18 protein-coding genes are annotated in these 19,695 nt (G+C 65.2%); 8 read left to right on the forward strand and 10 right to left on the reverse strand.

The features are described from left to right. Nucleotides 1-61 precede the first annotated feature (61 nt). The 10 genes from flbD to G365_RS22690 all read right to left on the reverse strand — a co-directional run bounded on the left by flbD (nt 62) and on the right by G365_RS22690 (nt 10,852). Nucleotides 62-1,516 carry a sigma-54-dependent transcriptional regulator FlbD gene (gene flbD, locus G365_RS0104040; protein WP_019644221.1) on the reverse strand — a complete coding sequence of 485 codons (1,455 nt, stop codon included), beginning with the start codon at nt 1,514-1,516 and terminating at the stop codon, nt 62-64. A gap of 162 nt (nt 1,517-1,678) precedes the next feature. After that, on the reverse strand, nt 1,679-2,404 hold the full coding sequence (locus tag G365_RS0104045; protein ID WP_019644222.1) for a hypothetical protein: 726 nt from the start codon (nt 2,402-2,404) through the stop codon (nt 1,679-1,681). Nucleotides 2,405-2,510: 106 nt separating this feature from the next. Next, nucleotides 2,511-3,344 (reverse strand): motility protein A, encoded by an 834-nt coding sequence (locus G365_RS0104050; RefSeq protein ID WP_019644223.1) that lies wholly within the window; start codon nt 3,342-3,344, stop codon nt 2,511-2,513. 77 nt (nt 3,345-3,421) lie between these two features. Continuing rightward, complete coding sequence (gene fliN, locus G365_RS0104055) at nt 3,422-3,700, reverse strand: flagellar motor switch protein FliN (RefSeq protein WP_407635436.1); 279 nt, start codon at nt 3,698-3,700, stop codon at nt 3,422-3,424. A gap of 304 nt (nt 3,701-4,004) precedes the next feature. Continuing rightward, nucleotides 4,005-4,874, reverse strand: coding sequence for a FliH/SctL family protein (locus tag G365_RS0104060; protein ID WP_019644225.1), 870 nt, complete (start codon nt 4,872-4,874; stop codon nt 4,005-4,007). Nucleotides 4,875-4,936: 62 nt separating this feature from the next. After that, on the reverse strand, nt 4,937-5,956 hold the full coding sequence (fliG, locus tag G365_RS0104065) for a flagellar motor switch protein FliG (RefSeq protein WP_019644226.1): 1,020 nt from the start codon (nt 5,954-5,956) through the stop codon (nt 4,937-4,939). Between the two features lie 95 nt (nt 5,957-6,051). After that, a complete protein-coding gene (fliF, locus tag G365_RS0104070; RefSeq protein ID WP_019644227.1) occupies nt 6,052-7,641 on the reverse strand; it encodes a flagellar basal-body MS-ring/collar protein FliF in 1,590 nt (529 codons plus the stop codon). 667 nt (nt 7,642-8,308) lie between these two features. Beyond that, on the reverse strand, nt 8,309-8,992 hold the full coding sequence (locus G365_RS0104075) for a response regulator transcription factor (protein WP_019644228.1): 684 nt from the start codon (nt 8,990-8,992) through the stop codon (nt 8,309-8,311). Nucleotides 8,993-9,097: 105 nt separating this feature from the next. Next, on the reverse strand, nt 9,098-10,210 hold the full coding sequence (locus tag G365_RS0104080; protein ID WP_169545046.1) for an esterase-like activity of phytase family protein: 1,113 nt from the start codon (nt 10,208-10,210) through the stop codon (nt 9,098-9,100). Nucleotides 10,211-10,351: 141 nt separating this feature from the next. Beyond that, on the reverse strand, nt 10,352-10,852 hold the full coding sequence (locus G365_RS22690; RefSeq protein ID WP_019644230.1) for an invasion associated locus B family protein: 501 nt from the start codon (nt 10,850-10,852) through the stop codon (nt 10,352-10,354). 490 nt (nt 10,853-11,342) lie between these two features. On the opposite strand from G365_RS22690, the gene msrP reads away from it, so the two are divergent. The 8 genes from msrP to G365_RS0104125 all read left to right on the forward strand — a co-directional run bounded on the left by msrP (nt 11,343) and on the right by G365_RS0104125 (nt 19,636). Then, nucleotides 11,343-12,341 carry a protein-methionine-sulfoxide reductase catalytic subunit MsrP gene (msrP, locus tag G365_RS0104090; RefSeq protein ID WP_026345077.1) on the forward strand — a complete coding sequence of 333 codons (999 nt, stop codon included), beginning with the start codon at nt 11,343-11,345 and terminating at the stop codon, nt 12,339-12,341. Continuing rightward, nucleotides 12,332-12,961 carry a protein-methionine-sulfoxide reductase heme-binding subunit MsrQ gene (locus G365_RS0104095; RefSeq protein ID WP_019644232.1) on the forward strand — a complete coding sequence of 210 codons (630 nt, stop codon included), beginning with the start codon at nt 12,332-12,334 and terminating at the stop codon, nt 12,959-12,961. The genes msrP and G365_RS0104095 overlap by 10 nt, the downstream gene beginning before the upstream one ends. Nucleotides 12,962-13,215: 254 nt before the next feature. Then, nucleotides 13,216-15,075 carry a PAS domain S-box protein gene (locus G365_RS22695; RefSeq protein ID WP_051089836.1) on the forward strand — a complete coding sequence of 620 codons (1,860 nt, stop codon included), beginning with the start codon at nt 13,216-13,218 and terminating at the stop codon, nt 15,073-15,075. After that, nucleotides 15,032-15,616 (forward strand): GGDEF domain-containing protein, encoded by a 585-nt coding sequence (locus tag G365_RS0104105; protein ID WP_019644233.1) that lies wholly within the window; start codon nt 15,032-15,034, stop codon nt 15,614-15,616. Before G365_RS22695 ends, G365_RS0104105 begins: the two co-directional genes overlap by 44 nt. 216 nt (nt 15,617-15,832) lie before the next feature. Beyond that, nucleotides 15,833-16,495, forward strand: coding sequence for a response regulator transcription factor (locus G365_RS0104110; RefSeq protein WP_019644234.1), 663 nt, complete (start codon nt 15,833-15,835; stop codon nt 16,493-16,495). 31 nt (nt 16,496-16,526) lie between these two features. Further along, on the forward strand, nt 16,527-17,501 hold the full coding sequence (locus G365_RS20295) for a substrate-binding periplasmic protein (RefSeq protein WP_026345079.1): 975 nt from the start codon (nt 16,527-16,529) through the stop codon (nt 17,499-17,501). Nucleotides 17,502-17,624: 123 nt separating this feature from the next. Beyond that, a complete protein-coding gene (locus tag G365_RS0104120) occupies nt 17,625-18,656 on the forward strand; it encodes a fructose-bisphosphatase class II family protein (protein WP_245554689.1) in 1,032 nt (343 codons plus the stop codon). Continuing rightward, entirely contained in the window at nt 18,653-19,636 is a 984-nt protein-coding gene (locus G365_RS0104125; protein WP_019644237.1) for a phosphoribulokinase, read from the forward strand. Before G365_RS0104120 ends, G365_RS0104125 begins: the two co-directional genes overlap by 4 nt. Nucleotides 19,637-19,695: the final 59 nt, after the last annotated feature.

Here is a 19,695-nt window from a genome sequence, read left to right on the forward strand (position 1 = left end):
GGCGTGTGCTGGCAGGCCCCGCCGCGCGGGCGGGATGGGGGATCGGGGTAACGGTCGCGGCTTACAGGCGGGCGTCAGGGTCGCCGCTGGGGGGCGGCGGCACCGTCATGCCCTGATCGGCATACAGTTTCAGCTTGTTGCGCAGGGTGCGGATCGAAATGCCCAGAATATTGGCGGCATGGGTGCGGTTGCCCAGCGTGTGCCGCAGGGTGTCGATGATCAGGTCGCGTTCGACATCGGCCACCGTCCGCCCGACAAGGGCCGAGGCCAGCCCGGCCCCGCCCGCCAGCATCGCCGGGGTCGCCGGGGTTGGGGCCGGGGTGGTCGGGCTGCCGAACAGCCCGTCGTTGTACGGATTGGCAAAGGCCGGGGCCGGGTCATGGCTGTCGGTGCTGCCAAAACCGCTGAGGGATCCGTCCTCGCTGGTCAGCAGAATCGCTTCGGGCTCGATTTCCGGCCCGCTGGCCAGCAGCACGGTGCGGTGCATGGTGTTTTCCAGCTCGCGCACGTTGCCGCGCCACGGGTGACGCAGCAGCATCGACAGGGCCGCCCGTGACAGCGGCCGCTCCGGCACGCCGTTCAGCTCGGCATATTTGCGGATAAAGTGGGTGGCCAGCGCCTCGATATCCGCCGGGCGTTCGCGCAGCGGCGGCAGGGTCAGGGTCACCACGTTCAGGCGGAAGAACAGATCCTCGCGGAAGGTGCCCTTGCGGACCTCGTCCTGAAGGTTGCGGTTAGAGGTGGCAAGAATGCGCACATTGACCTTCACCGGCTGGTTGCCGCCCAGCCGGATGATTTCCTTCTCCTGAATGGCGCGCAGCAGCTTGGCCTGAAGCCGCACGTCCATTTCCGAGATTTCGTCCAGCAGCAGGGTGCCGCCGCTGGCTTCCTCAAATTTACCGATGCGGCGGGCGACGGCCCCGGTGAAGGCGCCTTTCTCGTGGCCGAACAGCTCGGATTCCATCAGGTTTTCAGGGATGGCGGCACAGTTGACGGCAACAAAGGTCTGCCCGGCCCGCCGCGATTTGCGGTGCAGGTAGCGGGCCATCACCTCTTTCCCGGTGCCGGATTCGCCGACAATCAGGATCCCGGCTTCCGACGGGGCAACCTGATCGGCCAGCCGGATGGAGCGCTGCATCACCGGATCGCGGAAAATCAGGGAATTGTCCTGCGCCACCACCGCTTCCAGCACGGCGGCGATCAGGTCGGCATCGGGGGGCAGGGGCAGATATTCCTTGGCCCCGGCGCGGATGGCGGCAACGGCGGCGCGGGTATCGTTGGCGATGCCACAGGCGACGACCGGCACGGAAAAGCGCTCGGCCTCCAGCCCGGCGACCAGTCCGCCGACATCCAGCCCGACGTCGATCAGGATCAGATCGGCCCCTTTGCCGCTGCGCAACAGATTAAGGGCCGCCGGAATATCGTCCGCCTGGCTGACCTTGGCCCCGCGCCGGATGGCAATCTGGCTGGCCGCACCGATCTGTCCGCCGAGAGAACCGATAATCAGTAACCGCATCCGCACCACTCCTGAACCCAAAGTCTGGTCTGCACCCCTGTCCCCATTCCCCGGCGGGCTGTGCCGGAGTCGGGCAGGAATACAGGCATACGGGTCAGATGGTAGCGGGTAATCCTGAAGAAAGTCTTAGAGACCGGCAAAAAATGCCGGGACCCGAGATGGTTACTGGCTGACGGTGCTATCGGTCAGCGGCGGGGTCAGGCTGTCGAGCTGCTCCAGAAACTGCCGGGCCCGGTCAGAGGTGTGGCAGGTGATCAGGATCTGGGCTGTCCGCGCGGGCGGGAGGCCCGGCACGGGCTCGATCTGCCCGCTCTGGACCTCAGGCAACCCGACCATATTGCCGGGATAGGCAAGGATGTAGTCCACCCGCCGCGCCTTCAGCAGATCAACCGTCTGGATCACGTCGTTGGTGCCGATCAGCTCGGCATAGGGGATGCCGTTCAGGGTTGCCGGCCAGTCGGCCATCCGGCGGTTCCGGGCAACCCGGACCGCATCGGCGGGCGGGGGCGGGGTCCCCCGTAAGTGGTAGTACAGATACTCCACCCGCATCTGCGGGCGGCTGGACAGGGTCTCCGGGCGCGGCTGCGAGGAGGAAAAGCGCAGGGAGACCATGCAGTCATAGCGGTGCGCCTCAAACAGCGGGTCGGCGCGGATCGGCAGCTCCTCGGTCAGGGTGACAAGCGGGGACAGCCGGTGGAGGCGGTCAAGCATTGCCGCCTCTTCCGGTGTGGCGGCTTGACCCCCGCGTGCCTTGCTGCCGACATAATAAACCAGCCGCAGCCTGTCCTCCCCGGTTTCTGCCACCGCTGGGGCCGGGGCCGCCGCCGCCGGGCCGGTAAAGGCCAGCGTGGTAAGGGCCGATGCTGCGAAAGTCTGCGACAGGTTCATGGTGCCGTACCCCGGGGCGGGATCCTGCTGACAGTGTGCGCCGGTTGGGCCAGAAGGCAAGACGCCCGGGGGCGACTGTTACGGCGCAGAGACAGGGAGGCGCCTGTCAACCGGTCGGTCCGTCTACCCGCTGGTCGGCGGGCAGCAGGCTGTTGACCTGCATTTCCAGACGGCGCGGGCTGTCTTTGCGGCAGATCGACAGCACGCCCAGCAAATGAATGTGCTGGATCAGCTGATCTTCGGCGCTGTTGCGCTCCATCTTTGATGCCAGCGGCGAAAACACCATGTTCGACAGAATGGCCCCGTAGAAGGTGGTCAGCAGGGCCACCGCCATACCCGGGCCGATGGCCGACGGGTTGGACAGCTGGCTGAGCATCTGCACCAGACCGATCAGGGTGCCGATCAGCCCCATGGCCGGGCTGATTTCAGCCGCGCGGCGCAGCACGCTGGCGGATTTGTCGATCCGGCTCTGCTGGGCGGCGATATCCCGGCGCAGCAGCACCTCGACCTCGGTATCCGGGGTGCCTTCGATCACCAGCTTCAGGCCATTTTGCAGGACCGGCTGGTCCCGCAGGGCGCCGACGATGTTGCCCTGCAGGGTCAGGATGCCGTGGCGGCGGGCGAAATCGGCCAGCCGCAGCACATCGCGCGCCGCGTCGGGGCCCGACCGGGTGCGGTGGCGGATGGTCTGGCCCAGATCCTGCCCGGCGCGCAGCATGTCGCCCCATGAATAGCTGGCGGTGGTGATCAGCACCGTACCGCCGATGACGATCAGCACGCTGGGAAAATCAAGGAAGGCAAGAACCGACCCGCCCAGCACGATCGCCAGAGCCATCAGCACAAAGGCCCCGGCAATCCCGAACAGGGTTGCCCCGTCGATCAGGCCCCAGCGCCGTCCGATCCGCAGAAGGGGGAGGCTGGGGCGGGTCTCTTCGGCCATGCCGGGCTCCTGACTGTAAAAATACCGGTGTCCTCAGCCCGTGCCGGATCCGGACGGGTCCGGCCGGGCCGGGCCGGTCAGTTGCGGTCGGTCTTGATGATTTCCGTCATGGTGATGCCAAGGCGGTCTTCGACCACCACGACCTCGCCACGGGCAACCAGCCGGTTGTTGACATAGATATCAATGGCTTCGCCGACCTTCCGGTCCAGCTCCACCACCGCGCCGCGGCCCAGCTTCAGCAGCTGGTTGACCTGCATGGACGACTTGCCCAGCACCGCCTGCACCTTGACCGGAATGTCATACACCGCTTCCAGATCCGCCGCCGAGCGCGGCTTATCGGGAACGGCTTCCCCCATCAGGGTGTTTGCCACTTCGTCTTCAGCCGAGGAGGCAGCGGCACGGGATGCGGCTTCCCATTCATCCAGTTCAAGGTCCTGATCGGCCATTGCGGCATCTCCTGCAGGGTCTGTCCGGGGGGCGTCCGTGGAATAAACGGGGCCGCCGGGGTTATTTTCAGTTGGTTATGGCATGAAAGACCGGCAGACGTCACCGGGGTTTGGCCCGGGTCTTTCAGGGGGGGCATCCGGCTGCCGGGGCTGCCGGGGCCACCGGGGCCGGGCAGGATTGATGGCGACGGAGGGGACGGGATCGGGCTGTACATCATTCAGCGGGCACCGCAGGAGGAGGGGTATACCAGCGCCGGGTATCGGTCTCGGGCCAGACATCTTCGTCAGCAGGACCGGGCGCGGCGGCGGGGGCAGGGTCAGGGTCGGGCGGGGCGGGAAGATCCAGCGCCTCGCCACGGGTGAACCGGGGAATGTTCCGCTCCACCAGATCCTCCACCTGCTGCCACAGGCGGGTGGTGTTGCGTTCAGCACCGCCGTCGGCCCATTCCAGCCGGGCATCTGACAGCACCATCGACGGGTCTTCGACCGTGACGATCCGGCCTTCAAACCCGGCCCGCTGGGCAACCTGCATGATCTGGTCGCGCAGCAGCGGCACCATGTCGGGGTGAACGCGCAGCATCAGGCGCGGGTGGGCGTGCAGCTCCGGCATCAGGGCGGCGACCAGCGCGGTGATTTCCGCCGCCGCATAGTGGCTGCCGGTATGGGGCAGAAGTTTGCGGCAGACGGCCAGCGCCACCTGTGTCGCCAGTTCGCCGATTTCACCGGTGGCCCGTTCCAGCCCCGGCTTCAGACCGGCGATGCCTTCGGCGCAGCGGGTCAGGGCGCTGACCATGGCCTGTTCCAGCGCTGTCGAGGCTTCTTCCAGCGCTGCGGTATGCCCGGCGACATAGGCTTCCTCCCGCGCCAGCTCCATTTCCTCTTCGGTATAGAGCGGCGGGGGCGGGGCGGGCTCGGCATCATAGACGCCGTCCGCCGCCAGATAGTCGGCTTCCTCCCCCTCGTGCCCGGCCAGATGCCCGGTCGGAGCCGCATACAGCAGGTCCGAGGCCACGGTCTGCCCGGGATCCTCCGGCTCGTCGAAGCGGAGGTCGAAGGTAAACTTGCGGACGGTCGGGGCCGACATGAAGGGGCGGGATCCTTATCACCAGAGAGGAACAGGGCAGGCAGGGCGGAGACGGGCGGGGATCAGTAGACCAGCTCGTCGTCGTCCTTGCCTTCGGAGATCACGATCTGGCCGGAATTGGCCAGTTCCTTGGCAAGCACCACGATGATGTTCTGGGCTTCGTCCACTTCGCGCAGACGCACCGGGCCCAGGGCCTCCATGTCTTCGCGCAGCATCTTCCCGGCGCGTTCCGACATGTTCTTGAAGAAGATTTCCTTCAGGCCGTCCGATGCCCCCTTCAGGGCCAGACCCAGCTTGTCCTTTTCCACATGGCGCAGCAGGGTCTGCACGCCCTGGGTATCGAGGCGGGTAAGATCCTCGAAGGTGAACATGAGCTGTTTGATCTTCTCGGCGCTTTCGCGGTTGCGCTCTTCCAGCGCCCCCATGAAGCGGGCCTCGGTGTTGCGGTCGAGGTTGTTGAAGATGTCGGCCATCATCTCGTGCGCATCGCGGCGGGCGGTGCGGGCAAGGTTGGACATGAACTCGGTGCGCAGGGTCTTTTCCACGCCGTCCAGCACTTCCTTCTGCACCGCTTCCATGTGCAGCATACGCATGATGACTTCCATGGCGAAGCCTTCGGGCAGCAGCGCCAGCACCCGGGCCCCGTGGTCGGCCTTGATCTTTGACAGCACCACCGCCACGGTCTGCGGGTATTCGTTCTTCAGGTAGTTGGCCAGCACCTGCTCGTTCACGTTGCCGAGCTTATCCCACATGGTGCGCCCGGCCGGACCCCGGATTTCTTCCATGATCGCATCGACGCGGTCTTTGCCGAGGGACTTCAGCAGCAGGCGTTCGGTGGTGTCATACGACCCGACCAGCGACCCGGTGTTAGAGATGGCATCGGCAAATTCGACGAACAGACGCTCGACGATATTGGATGACACCGTGCCAAGGTTGGCCATGATCTGGGAGATTTCCCTGATCTCCTCGTCATCCATCATCGAGAAGATCTTCGCCGCATGCTCTTCACCCAGTGACAGCAGCAGGATGGCTGCCTTCTGGGGGCCGGTGAGGCTGCGGTAGTCTTCCTTTACGCGACCCAAGGCGCGAACTCCCTACACTGTGGCCGGGCCCTGCCGGGGCAGGGGGGCCGGAGATGACGGACAACAGAGACCGGAACATAACCCCGAAGCCGGGATCAGGCCTCCTGATACAGCCAGTTGCGGACGATGGACAGGGCTTCTTCCGGATGCTTTTCGACGATTTCGCCGATCTTGCGCAGGCTGGAGGCTTTGACGCGGCCTTCGACCTTGTCGATGTCGATCAGCTCGTCGGAGATATCCTCTTCTTCCGGGATCGGCGCCGGGCCGGTCAGCTGCGGGGCACCGGGCAGGCCCTCGGCGGTCAGCAGCTGATTGTCAGCAGAGGCGGCGGCCCCTTCAAAGGCACGGGAAATCAGCGGGCGGACCACCAGCAGGATCACGAGGATGGCGACGATCGCCACGCCCAGCCCTTCGGCCATGCGCATAACCTCTTCCTTGGTGAACCCAAGGAACATCCACGGCTTTTCCCCTTCCAGATCAATGACCTGAAACTGCATGTTGACCATTTCGATCTGGTCGCCACGGTTGGCGTCAAAGCCGATGGCAGACCGCACCAGCGCCGACAGCTTATCCATCTCCTGCTCGGACCGCGGCTGATACTGCTTCTGCTCGCCGGTGCCGGTATACAGGCCGTCAATCAGCACCGCCACGGACAGCCGCTTGATGCTCGGGCCTTCCTTGACCTGATTGACCACCTTTTTCGAGATTTCGAAATTGGTGGTTTCCTCGGTGCGGTTTTCGCGGCTGGTGGCGGCCGGGCCGCCGCTGTTGGTCTGGGCGTTGGGCAGATTGTTGGCGACGCTGACGGTGCCGGGGTCGTTTTCGGTGGACTGGTTGTTTTCGTTGCGGGTGACGGTGGAGCGGGCGACCTGCTGATCAGGGTCAAAGACTTCCTGATTGGTGATCACCTTGTCAAAGTCCATGTCGGCCCGCACCTCGGCGCGCACCTTGCCCGGGCCCAGCACGCTTTCCAGCAGCTGCTCAACCGAGCGGGACAGGCGGTTTTCCGCCTTCAGACGCATCTGTTCCTGATTGCTGATCACCGCCATGGCGTCGGTGTCGTCGGGGGACGACAGCAGGGCTCCATGTTCGTCAACCACCGCGACGTGGCCCGGCTTCATCTTCGGGACCGAGCTGGCGATCAGGCGCTGGATCGCCATCACCTGATCCCGCTCCAGACGGCCACGCGACATTTTGATGTAAACCGAGGCGGTGGGGTCCTGCGTTTCGCGGGTGAACATCTCGCGCTTGGGCATCACCAGATGCACGCGGGCGGCCTTGACGTGGTCAATCGCCATGATGGTGCGGGCCAGTTCGCCTTCCAGCGCCCGCACCATGTTGATGTTCTGCATGAAATTGGTGGCCCCGAGGCTGTCCATCTTATCGAACACCTCGTAGCCGACCGACCCGCCGATCGGCAGGGCCTTTTCGGCCATCTGCACGCGCAGCTTCAGCACCTGATCGGCGGGCACCAGCACTTCGGTGCCGTTGGCGCGCAGTTCGTAGGGGATTTTGCGGGCATCAAGGTCGGCGATAATCGCCTTGGAATCCTGCGGGGCCAGATCGCCGAACAGCAGTTCCATCGGCTGGGAGCTGAAGCGGGTGGCGAAATAGATCAGGAAGCCGAGCATCCCGATGGCAACACCGGCAAGGGCGGCCAGACGGGCAGGGCCGAGATTGCGCATCTGTGCAAGGAATGAGTCCACTGCTTCCGTTCCCGTTTGTTTACGCCGCCCGAAGGCCGTCACACCACTGGTTTGGTCTGACCCTATGCCTCCTCAGTGAAAAAGGAGTTAACAGTAGGCAAAACCTGCCGGGATCAGCGGGAAAAAGTGACCTGAAACAAGTGGCTGATTGCCCCGCTGTCGGGCGTGAACACTGATTTTCCTGCCGGTTTGCCTGTTCTGGGGGGGGGCGGGGCCGCCGGGAGCGGGGCCGGCGTTCCGGGCCGGGGACTCGGCAGAATCTGACCGGCGGTACCCCTGCGGACTATAATGACTCCAGAGTTATCAGCGGCGGGAACAGGGGGGGTGCCCCACCGGGGCCGGAGTTGCGATCGACGGGCCGGATTTCAGCGGATTTCCGGCGTTATCAATACAAGAGAACTCCCCCCCGTGGGTGCACCGCGGTCCTGATCCGGGCGGTTTGCTCTGTTGTCGGGAAAGCACCCTCATCGCAGCCTGATGTCCCAAAAAGCAAACCCCGCTGAAAAACAACGGGGCTTGTCACCACTCTGACAGACCCCGGCGGGCCTGCTTTTTTATGTTCAGGTCTGCCGTAGACAGCCCTGCCGGGGACAGGTCCGTCGGGGCAGGTCCGCCGGGGCAGGTCCGCCGGGGCAAGGGGGGGGGGTTATGGGGTGGCTTCCACTTCCCTGCGGGCAGCGCTGATGGCCTTGGCGCGGCTGTTGACGCCAAAGGCCCGCAGAATTGCCGTAACATGCACTTTGATCGTCGCTTCGGCCACCTGCAGGCGGTCGGCGATTTCCTTATTCGACATCCCCTCGATGATCAGATCCAGCACATCGCGCTGCCGCGGTGTGAGAGAGCTGACGCCCCGGGTGCCCCGGACCGCCACATCCGGCGACGGGCTGCGCATCACGCCCCCGCCCAGCTGCGGCAGGGCCGCCGGGGCTGCGGCCCGGCTGGTCACCAGCGGCGGCACATAGGTACCCCCGGCCAGCACCAGTGACAGGGCGGCCCGCATCACATCTTCCGGCAGCGACTTGGGCAGGTAGCCCGCACCGCCCAGAGCCAGAACCTGCAGGGCGATATCCGGGGATTCCTCGGCAGAGACCACGGCCACCGGTGCCGGGGCGGCGGCGGCCAGCATTTCTTTCACCCCGTCCAGCCCGGTGGTGTCGGGCATCGACAGATCCATCAGCACGAGATCAATATCCGGGTGCTGCCCCACCACGTCCAGTGCGGCCTGCAGACTGTCCGCCTGAAGCAGGGTGACATCAGGCGAGACCTTTTCAAGGGTCAGCGCCAGTGCCCGCCGCACCAGAGGATGGTCATCCGCTACAAGAAACTTCATTCGTTTTTCCCCACTGCTCAGCCCGGAAGCTGACTGTCGGCAGACATGTTTACCCTTCGGTAGATCTGCCCTTCCGCAACTGCTGACTGCTTCCTCAGGAAAGACCTACCGCCGCATTCCGTCAAGATCAGCCAAACGGCCTATATCGAGCAGCAGAGTCTTTTGTGCAGCGAGGAAATTATTGTCTGACAATATAAACAGGTGCGGATCCTTCTCCGTTCCGGATCGGGTGGGCAATACAACCAAGGATTCATAGTTTTCGTGTATGGCAGCGGGGTCCGGGCGGAAAAGTTCCGGTCCGTCCAGCACCTTGGCGCCATCGTCCCACAGCTCGGGGCCGAGTCGCCTGATCCGGGTATGGAATGTCAGCGGGAAGGACCACGCCCGCTCGATCAGCAGGACGGTGCCATCGGCCAGCGCGGTGGCACCGCTGACCTCGTAGTCTTCAAAGGCGGCGATCCGGCGGGGGGACCAGCGGTACTGGCCGGGGTGCCGGTCATCGGGAATGCCGACCCAGGCGCGGATCAGGCGGCGGTCCGGCGCCCCGGATCCATGCGCTGGTCCGCTGTCGTCTGGCACCGTGCTTTCCTGCACCAGCAGCAGGCGCCCGTCGGGGTGCAGGGCCATTCCTTCCAGACCGCCATTGTTGATCACCCGGCCAAAATCATCGGGCAGGGCCACGGCCAGCGGGGGGGATGCCAGATCGGGCGGATACGCCCACAGGCGATGGTCCATCTCGAAGGAAATCAGCAGACTGCCATCGGCGCGGGCCACAATTTCTTCCGAGTCGCGGTCCCGGTTTTTCAGCAGAGGCTGAAGGTTAAGCCCGGTCAGGGGGCGGACCTCGGGCTCCACGGTCAGATCCGGGGCCCCGTCAGGGGTCAGGGTAAAGCGGACCAGTGTCCCCCGGTCAGAAACCGCAGTCAGGCTGATCCGGCCATCGGCTGCCACCCCGGTTACGGCCATGCCCGACAGCCCGCCGAAGCGCAGCGAGGGATGGCGCAGGCTCCAGCCCCGCCCCGGCGGGGCATCCGGGCTGATGGCATTGATCACCGGAACTGTCGGCTCGGCCTGCCACGGCGGGCTGGCCGGGCGCGGGGAGAGCGAGGGTTGCAGCGCGCAGCCTGAAAACGAAGACAGCAGCAGTGCGCACAAAACCACAGAACCGGACCGCAGGGCGGACAGGCGCCGACGGGTAAGGCGTGCAGAGTCGGGCATGCGGATGTCCTGAAAAATCAGCAGAAAAATCAGTGTGCGGGAGACCGGACGGTCTGAAAACAGAAAATCCGGACAGAGAGATATCCCTCTCTGTCCGGATCCCATCCTTCCGGGCTGTGCCGGGCCGCTGGCGCCGGGGTCTTACTTGCTCAGGGCAGCCAGACCATCGTTGAAGCCCTTCAGGCTGATGGTGGCGTTGACAGTCTGCTGGTTGGCCATGGTGAAGGTGAAGTTCATCTGCTTGCCCGACTTCATGCGCTCAACCGCCTGCGAGGCCAGAGACACCACAGTGGAGCAGCCACCGGGCAGGCAGGTGGTGAACGGCAGGTTGGCCGGCTCGTTCCCGTCGATGTTGATCACCAGCGGCTTCAGCAGCAGCACGCCCAGCGGCGCGATCACGCGCAGCGACGGCGAAGCCGGGTTGCCCTGCATGGCGATATCAACGCGCAGCAGCGGGGCCTTGGTCTTGGCATCAACATAATCCTGCTGCAGCAGGCAGGCCTTCGGCTGCTTGGGGTCGCAGCCCATCGACCAGTTGCCGAACTTCTGCACTTTGGCCCCTTTTTCCTGCGCAAAGGCCGGGACAGCGGCACAGAGAACGGCAGAGGCGATAAGGGAAACGCGGAGAGCCTTGGAAAACACGATGCAATCCTGAGCTGGGGGCCTGCGGACGGCGGGCCGGAAAACGACGTAAGATCTGGCGGCAGGCCCGGAAAAAAGGCTGCCTATGTAGGCTGGGACACGCCACACCTGCGGGGCGACTCGATTGTCCGGCATCCGGCCTGAAAGGGTCGGCGGTCCGGTCTGCGAGGCCCGCATAGCACAGCACCGGGACGGACAGCGGCATCCCCCGGTCAGGGCGGAGCCTGCGACGGAACGGGGCGGAATGCAATCACCATTTTTTAAGATTGTCTTTTTGTCTGTGTGGTCATGGCTGTGACGGTATGCCCCCTGTTCCGGTGTTGCCGGACGGGCCGTGACCGTCAATCGCGCAGATGTGAGTGCCCCTGTTCTTCCGCCCGTGGCAGGCTACCCCCATATCGTCAGGGCCAGATGCCCGGTGATATGCCCGGTAATCGGGGCTCCTGCCTGCGGAAGTCCTCCTCTCTCATGTTCTGTCGGAGACATCATGATGTTGCTGCGCCACCGCCGTTCCTGGGATCTGCAGGAGCGCGACACCACCCCCGAGGCCCTGTGGGCCAGCCGCCGGTCTTTTCTGCGCGGCGGTGCCGCCCTGCTGGGCGGGGCGTCCCTGATGCCATCCCTGAGCGCCACGGCCGCGACCGGCCCGGCTGGGGGCGGGCTGGCTGATCCCGGCCCGGCTGCCGGAGGAACGCCGCTGGCCGGGGTGACCCCCCGGCCCGATCTGGCGGCCGCCGACCCGCTGACGCCGTGGGATGCCGTCACGACCTACAACAATTTCTATGAGTTCGGCACGGCGAAGGAAGACCCGGCCCGGCGGGCCAAAGGGTTTGTGACGGAGCCGTGGACCGTGACCGTGGACGGTGATGTCGCCCGCCCCGGATCCTATGACCTTGGCCGCCTGCTGATGGGGATCGGTCTGGAAGAGCGCATTTACCGCATGCGCTGCGTCGAGGGCTGGTCGATGGTCATTCCCTGGGTCGGAGTGCCGCTGGCTGAGGTGCTGAAGCGGGTGGAGCCGACCGCGGACGCAAAGTATGTGCGGTTTGAGACCCTGAATGATCCGAAGCGGATGCCCGGGCAGGCATGGCGGGTGCTGGACTGGCCCTATGTCGAAGGGCTGCGTCTGGACGAGGCGATGCACCCGCTGACCCTGCTGGCCACCGGGGTTTATGGCCGCAGTCTGCCCCCGCAGAACGGTGCCCCCCTGCGGCTGGTGGTGCCGTGGAAGTACGGGTTTAAGTCCGTCAAGTCGATCGTCCGTATCTCGCTGGTGCGCGAGATGCCCCGGACGTCCTGGGCGGCGCAGGCCCCGCAGGAATACGGCTTTTATGCCAACGTCAACCCACAGGTCGATCATCCGCGCTGGAGTCAGGCCAAGGAACGCCGGATCGGCGATTTCCTGCGCCGGGATACCCTGATGTTCAATGGCTATGCCGAGTCGGTGGCGGGGCTTTACAGCGGTCTGGATCTGCGGAAATGGTACTGACCGGTCCTGTCATTCCGCCGGGCTGGTTTCCGCGCTGGCTGAAGCCGGTGGTGTTTCTGGCGGCGCTGTCCCCCCTGCTGTGGTTCGCCCTGCGTGTCGTCCTGATGCGCTCCGGCGACCCGGTGGGGGTCAACCCCATTGAAACGGCGATCCGCTTTTCCGGCGATCAGGCGCTGATCCTGCTGCTGGTCTCGCTGGCGGTCACGCCGCTGCGCCGCCTGACCGGCTGGGCCGGGGTGATGCGGCTGCGGCGGATGCTGGGGCTGTTCGCCTTTTTCTATGCTGCCCTGCATGTTCTGCTCTATGCCGGGGTTGATCAGCTGTTTGACTGGGCGGCGGTGTGGGCCGATGTGCTGAAGCGCCGTTACATCACGGTCGGGATGGTTGCCTTTTTGATTTTGCTGGCGCTGGCTGTCACCTCGCCGCAGAAAATGGTCCGGGCGATCGGGGGAAAACGGTGGAGGCGTCTGCACGCGCTGGTTTATGCCGCTGCCCCGCTGGCGGTGCTGCATTATGCGATGATGGTCAAGGCTGATCTGCGGACACCCCTTGTCTACGCGGCGGTTGCGGCCTGTCTGCTGCTGATCCGGTTGCGGCGCAGCGAAACCCGCCCCTCGTGACGTCCACACTTAATGGCTGTGTCTTAGGGGGGTAAAACACGGCTGGAATGGTTGCAACCGATGCCGATGCGTCGTACCTTCCCCCGGTGAATGACATCCTGCATGACAGACTGATGACTGCGCGGTCGGGTGTGTCGGACAGGGGCAGGCACCGGGTCAGGTCCGATGGGGATGCTGCTGCCGCGCAATAAAAACGCGGCGGTGGAAACATGGACGGTGATCCATGCAACAGGGGGGGGAAGCTGCTGTCGCCGATGACGGTCCTTTCGCAGATATATGGCTCTTACCGGCAGCTGATGGGGCATTTGCCCGATCCGGCTTTCCTGTGTCAGGGCGGACAGATTCTGGCGACCAACGCGGTTGCGCTGAAAGCGCTGCGCGTCCGGGCGGAGTCTGACCTGATCGGACAGGCGTTTGCCGATCTGACCGGCGGTGATTACCGCCCGGTGTTTGAAGGGGGGCTGGCAGAGGTGGCAGGCGAAGGGATGATCCCTATGCTGCTGCTGCGGACCGACGGCACCCAGATGGAATGTGAGATCCGCGTTACGGCGCTGGAACCCGGATCTGACCTGTATTTCGTCCATGCCCGTGACCTGACGGAGCGGATGCGGACAATCCGCGAGGTGATGGCCAGCGAGCAGCGGTACCGCGCTCTGGTCGATCTGGCGCTGGATGCGATGATTGTCGTGTCCAACGGGCGGATTTCGATGGTCAATGCCTCGGCGGTGCAGGTGCTGTGCCTGCCGTCGGCGGAAAGCCTTGTCGGCCAGCCGCTGGAGCGGATCATCCACCCGGATTACCATGCCCTGCTGGAACTGGGGCTGGATGCCCTGAGCGAGGAGCGGGGGCTGCTGCCCCTGAAGCTGATCACCGCTGACGGCGCCGGGCTGGATGCCGAGGCCCGGGTGGTGGCCCTGCCGGGAACGCGCACCCATGTGCTGGAGGCCCGCGATATCAGCGCCCGGGTGCGGGCGGCGGAAGGGGTGCGGGAACGTGAGGCCCGCCTGAAAGGCATCCTGAACACCGTTGCCGATGCGATTGTCACCATCGACGAGGCGGGGCTGGTCCAGTCGTTTAACATGGCTGCCGAACGGATGTTCGGCATGCGGGCCGATGAGGCGATCGGGGCCCCGATCAGCCGCCTGCTGCCCGAGCCTGATGATAATGTGGTGCTGCCGATCCCGGGGGTGGAGCTGGAGCACAGCGCCCGCCGGGCGGATGGCAGCCTGTTTCCCGCCGCCGTCACCTTCAGCGCCCTGCGTCTGGGCCGTCAGAGCCTGCAGACCGGGGTGATCCGCGATATCACCGACCGCCGCCGGGCCGAGGAAGCCGAGCGGCGCTATACCGAGGATCTGGAACGGCAGGTTGAGGAGCGGACCCGCGAGCTGCTGCGCCTGACGCAAGAAAGCCGCAGTGTGCTGAATGCGGCGGGGGACGGTATTCTCGGGATCAATCCTGACGGCATCATCACGTTCGCCAATCCGGCGATGACCGACCTGCTGGGCTGGAGCCCCGGGGATGTGATCGGCCGCTCGGCGGTCGAGGTATTCCGTCACGGCGATGGTGCCCGTGCCGGTCAGCCGGTGCGGGTAAAGGCGGCGCTGCGGCGCGGCGTGTTCCATGACCGGGTGGAAATGACCCTGATGCGCCGCAACGGCAGCACCTTTATTGCTGAATATACCTCCAGCCCGATTCCGTCGGTACAGGGGGAAGAGGTCGGCGGTGCGGTGGTGGTGGTGCGGGACATCACCGAACGGCGGATGGTCGAAGAACGTCTGAACATTGCCGCCACCGTGTTTGAAACCACGGCGGAAGGGATTCTGGTGTGCGGGCCGGATGGCATTATCACGGTTGCCAATCCGGCGCTGGCCCGCATTGTCGGCGGCACGGCGGAGCTGGGCAACACGGTCGACCGCATTCTGTTCACCGCCTCGGACTGTAGCTGGGACGCGGTGCTGGAAACGTTGGTCCGCACCGGTCATGCCGAAGAGGAGTTCTGGGCGGAGCGGCCGGTTTGCCGCCCGTCTGGCCGCCTCGGGTATCCGTTCTCCGGGCGGGGATATCCGCCACGTGGTGCTGGTGGTCAACGATATCACCCAGCGCAAGCTGGATGAGGAACGGATCCGCTATCAGGCCACCTATGACAGCCTGACCGGCCTGCCGAACCGGGTGCTGTTCCATGACCGTCTGGGGCAGGCGGTGCGGACCATGCACCGCAACGGCCTGCCGATGGCGCTGATGTTCATCGACCTCGACGGCTTCAAGGCGGTCAACGACACCCTTGGCCATGATGCCGGTGACCTGCTGCTGAAAGAGGCGGCGCGGCGTCTGGCCTCCTGCGTGCGGGAAAGTGACACCGTGGCCCGGCTGGGCGGGGACGAATTCACCGTCATCATGGCCGGGATTGAGGAGACCGCCTGCGTACACGATGTGGCGAGCCGGATTCTGCGCAGTCTGTCTGTGCCTTTCGAGCTTGGTACCCATGAGGGGCGGCCTCAGGTGGGGGCGGTCTCCGCCTCGATCGGGGTGGCGCTGGCCCCGGAGCATGCCGATGATGCGGAAACCCTGCTGCGCCTTGCCGACAGCGCCATGTACCGCGCCAAGGATCAGGGCAAATCGCGGTATGTGATCTGCGAGGCCGCCGCCCACACCTAAGGGCAGGCCGCCGCTGCCGGGGCGGGCAGGGCGGGACAGCAGGCTTTTCAGACGGATCCTGTCAGGGATGTGCGGTTCTGGGTGGAAACGGCAGCCGGGTTTGGGGTAGTGTACCCCTACCAAAGTGGGGAGGGGTGCGCCGCGGGCTGTCCGGGGTCTCCGTCCCGGCCACGCTGGTGTGGCGAGAGCGTTTGGGTATGTGAAAGTTTATTGGGCATGTCCGAAGAAACGACAGACATCACCCGGGATGGTACCGGCAAGCGCCGCCGCCCTATCGAAATCGTGATCGCGGAAAAGAATCCGCTGCTGATGAGTAGCCTGATCAAGCTGTTTGCCGGGGATGACCGTTTTGCGCTGGTCGGCACCACACCGGATGGAGAGCGGTTTCTGTCGTCGATTGACCGGGTCAGCTTTGATGTCGGCATTATCGGCTGGGAGATGCCCTACCTTGATGGCCGGGGGGTGTTGCAGGCGCTTCAGGGCCGGGCCGAAATGCCCCGCCTGATCGTTTACACCGGGTCCAGCAATCCTGATATTCCCCGGGTGGCGATGGCGCTGGGGGCCGCCGGGTTCTGCTCCAAGTCCGATCCGCCGGCCCAGTTGCTGGAAACCGTGGCGGCCGTTGCCGACGGGCGGATGATGTTTCCCTTCGTCGATGTCTCACAGCTGGCGGCGGATCCGTTTATCGGCCTGACCCCGCGGGAGAAAGAGCTGCTGGCGGCTCTGGCGGGCGGGCTGACCAATGCCCAGATCGCATCCCAGCTGGATATTTCCCTGAATACGGTCAAATTCCATCTTAAAAATCTGTATGATAAACTTGGTGTCTCCAACCGGGCGCAGGCCGTCGCACATTACCTTAAAGGGCGCGACGGCCGCTGAGGGTGGGCGGCAGGGTCGCGAGGATGGCGGTATGACGGTGCGGGCCCCGCGCCAGAGAGATACAGACGGACAGACAGGCAGAGAGACGGGCCGGGGCCACGCCTGTCGGGCTGCCTTCCGCCGCGTTGCCCTTGCTGTGACACTGCTCGCCGGATCTGCGCCGTCAGCCCCGGCCCAGACGCCGTCTGCCCCGCAGTTGCCTGTTGTCCTGATTCCTGCGGTTCCAACTCCGGCCCCGGCGGCTGAAAGACCGTTACGGGCCGGGGTGTTAGAAGGGACGGCGCCGCCGCGTGCCGGTGTTGACGGCCAGTTCAGTCAGGGGCTGTTGCCTGATCTGATGAGGATGGTGGCGGACGATCTGGCCCGCCCGGTGGAAATGATCTCGGTCCCCCGCAAGCGGATTTATCAGATACTGGCGACCGATCAGATTGATCTGGTCTGTACTCTGGCGGAAGGGTGGATTCCCACCCCCGAGCGCCCCCGGTTCGCCCTGTCGGTGCCGCTGTTCAGCGAGCAGAACGTGATTGTCGGGATGGCCCTGTCCGGGAGCGCTGCCGCAGAGACGCCAGAAGCGGGTAGACCAGAAGCGGGTAAGCCAGAAGCGGGTAGGCCAGACGTCGCGCCGGTGCTGAACGGGCTGAAGGATCTGGCAGGCACCATCGCCACGGTGCGCGGCTATCTGTACCCCGATCTTGATCCCCTGTTTGCGGCAGGGACCCTGACGCGGATTGACGCCCCGGATGAGGCCGCAGCCCTGAAGATGGTCACTCATGGCCGGACCCGCTATGCCATCCTGAACCGGATGGTGTATGGCTGGAACAGCCGGACGGTCCCGCCGTCGGCACCGTTTCCTCTGCCGTTGCTGCTGATGCGCCCGGAGCCGGTGTACTGTGCGGTCTCCGCCACCGGGCCGGAGCGTGATGCCGTTCTGGGGGCGCTGCGCCGGATTGCCGCCAGCGGTCAGGTCGAGCAGCGGGTGCTTGGGTTGCAGGATGTCTGGCGCTGACCGGCCCGCTGAACCGGGTGGTTTTTTGTGGCATCCTGCCCGATGGTGTGGTTCTCTCCCACCCATGGCAGGGGGGCTTGGCCAACGGATGTCTGGACAGGGTCGGAGATGAAGGAAGCCGCCGTGAGCAACGCGGAGCTGTCGGTTCTGGGCTTTCGCATGCGTGCCGCCACCGAGGCGGCGGCGCGGGCAGCCTATGACTGGATCGGGCGGGGCGATAAGGTGGAAGGCGACCGCGCCGCGATGGCGGCAATGCGGGCCGAGCTGGCCGGTTTGCCGGTGCGCGGGACCATCGTTGTCGGCGAAAGTGGCAGCGGCGGTCTGGGCGATGACGGGACTGCCCTGCTGGCAGGCGATGTGATCGGCGGCAGGGGGGCCGGTGGTCCCGGCGCAGGTTCTGCGCCTTTTGATCCCGGCGCAGGTTCTGCGCCTTTTGATATCGCCGTTGATCCGGTGGAAGGCACGTCCTATCTGGCGCGGGGGATGACCAATGCGCTGGCGGTGCTGGCGATGGCTCCTCAGGGCTCTCTGTTCCGCCCCGGCCCCTGTTTTTATATGGAAAAATTCGTCGGCCCCCCGGTCGTGCGCGGCAAAATCGACCCCGGCATGAGCGTGGCGGACAAACTGGCGGTGGTGGCGCGGGAAACCGGAAAGCCGCTGACCGACCTGACGGTTTTCGTGCTGGAGAAACCGCGCCACCGCGATCTGATTCAGGATATTTACGCTGCCGGGGCCCGGGTGGCCCTGTACCCCGCCGGGGATATCGCCGGGGCGCTGATGGCGGCAATCCCTGATTCCGGGATTGACTGTCTGATGGGCACCGGGGGCACGCCGGAAGGGATTATCACCGCCTGCGCCATTCGGTCGCTGGGCGGGGTGTTTTATGGCCGGATGAACCCGCAGCTGAATGGCGAACGGCTGGCGGTCAGGGATGCCGGGATCGACACCAACCGCTGGTATGCCGCCGAAGATCTGGCCCGGTCCGATCAGGTGGTGTTCTGCGCCACCGGCATCACCACCGGCCTGCTGTTGCAGGGGGTGGAGCGGCAGGGCCGCAGTGTGCGGACCGAAACCCTGCTGCTGTGCGGCGAGGGGCAGGGGCGGCAGGTGATCAGCAACTGGCAGCCGGTGGCCGCCGGGGCGGCCCGCCCATGATGTCGTCGCGCCTGCCCCCGGTCAGTCCGGCCAGTCTGGCCCTGCCGGTGCGCCCGGCCGGACAGCCGGTGATTCTGGGGATTGTCGGCGACTCCGGGGCGGGGAAGACCACGCTGGCCGCCGGGATCGCCGCGATTTTCGGCCCGGAGCGGGTGACGCTGCTGTGTACCGATGACTATCACCGCTATTCCCGCGTGGAGCGGGCGGAGCGCGGCCTGTCGCCGTTCGACCCGCAGGCCAACTATATGGATATTCTGGAGCAGCATCTGCAGCAGCTCCGGGCCGGGCGGGCGATCCTGAAGCCGGTTTATGACCACTCCGACGGCACCCTGCGGGCCCCGGTCTATGTGGAGCCGAAGGAATATATTCTGGTGGAAGGGCTGCTGACCTATTCCACCCGCGCCATGCGCGACTGCTTCGACGTTAAGGTCTATCTGGAGCCGGAAGAGGAACTGCGCACGGCCTGGAAGCTGCGGCGGGACATCGCCAAGCGCGGCTATACCGAGGACGAGGCCAAGCGCGAGCTGGAACGCCGCCTGCGCGACTCGCTGACCCATATCCGTCCGCAGCGGACCTTTGCCGATCTGGTGCTGTCGTTCCGCCGCCGCGATGGCTCGGTCAGTCCGGTGCGGACGGAACATCTGAACGCCCGGCACATTCTGCGCCCGACCCTGCCGCACCCGGATCTGACCCCGATCGTCGCCGGGGCCAAGAACGGCATCCGCCTTGAGCTGGCCCGCGATATCGACGGCAAGCCGGTCGATGTGCTGGAAATTGCGGGCGATGTTGATGACCGCCGGGCCAAGGCGATGGAAGACCTGCTGTGGGATCTGATCCCCGAGGCCGGGCACCTGCGCGCCAATCTCGGCCAGTATCTGGACGAAGACCAGCACACCCGGATGAGCCACCCGCTGGCCCTGTCGCAGCTGTTGATCACCTATCATTTGATCAAAGCGGCAATGGGGCACTATGCGATCTGATCCGAATCCGGTATCAGACCGCACAAACCGTCTTTATGACGCCATAATCAAGACTGCAC

Source organism: Novispirillum itersonii subsp. itersonii ATCC 12639 (assembly GCF_000381985.1).
Lineage (GTDB): Bacteria > Pseudomonadota > Alphaproteobacteria > Rhodospirillales > Rhodospirillaceae > Novispirillum > Novispirillum itersonii.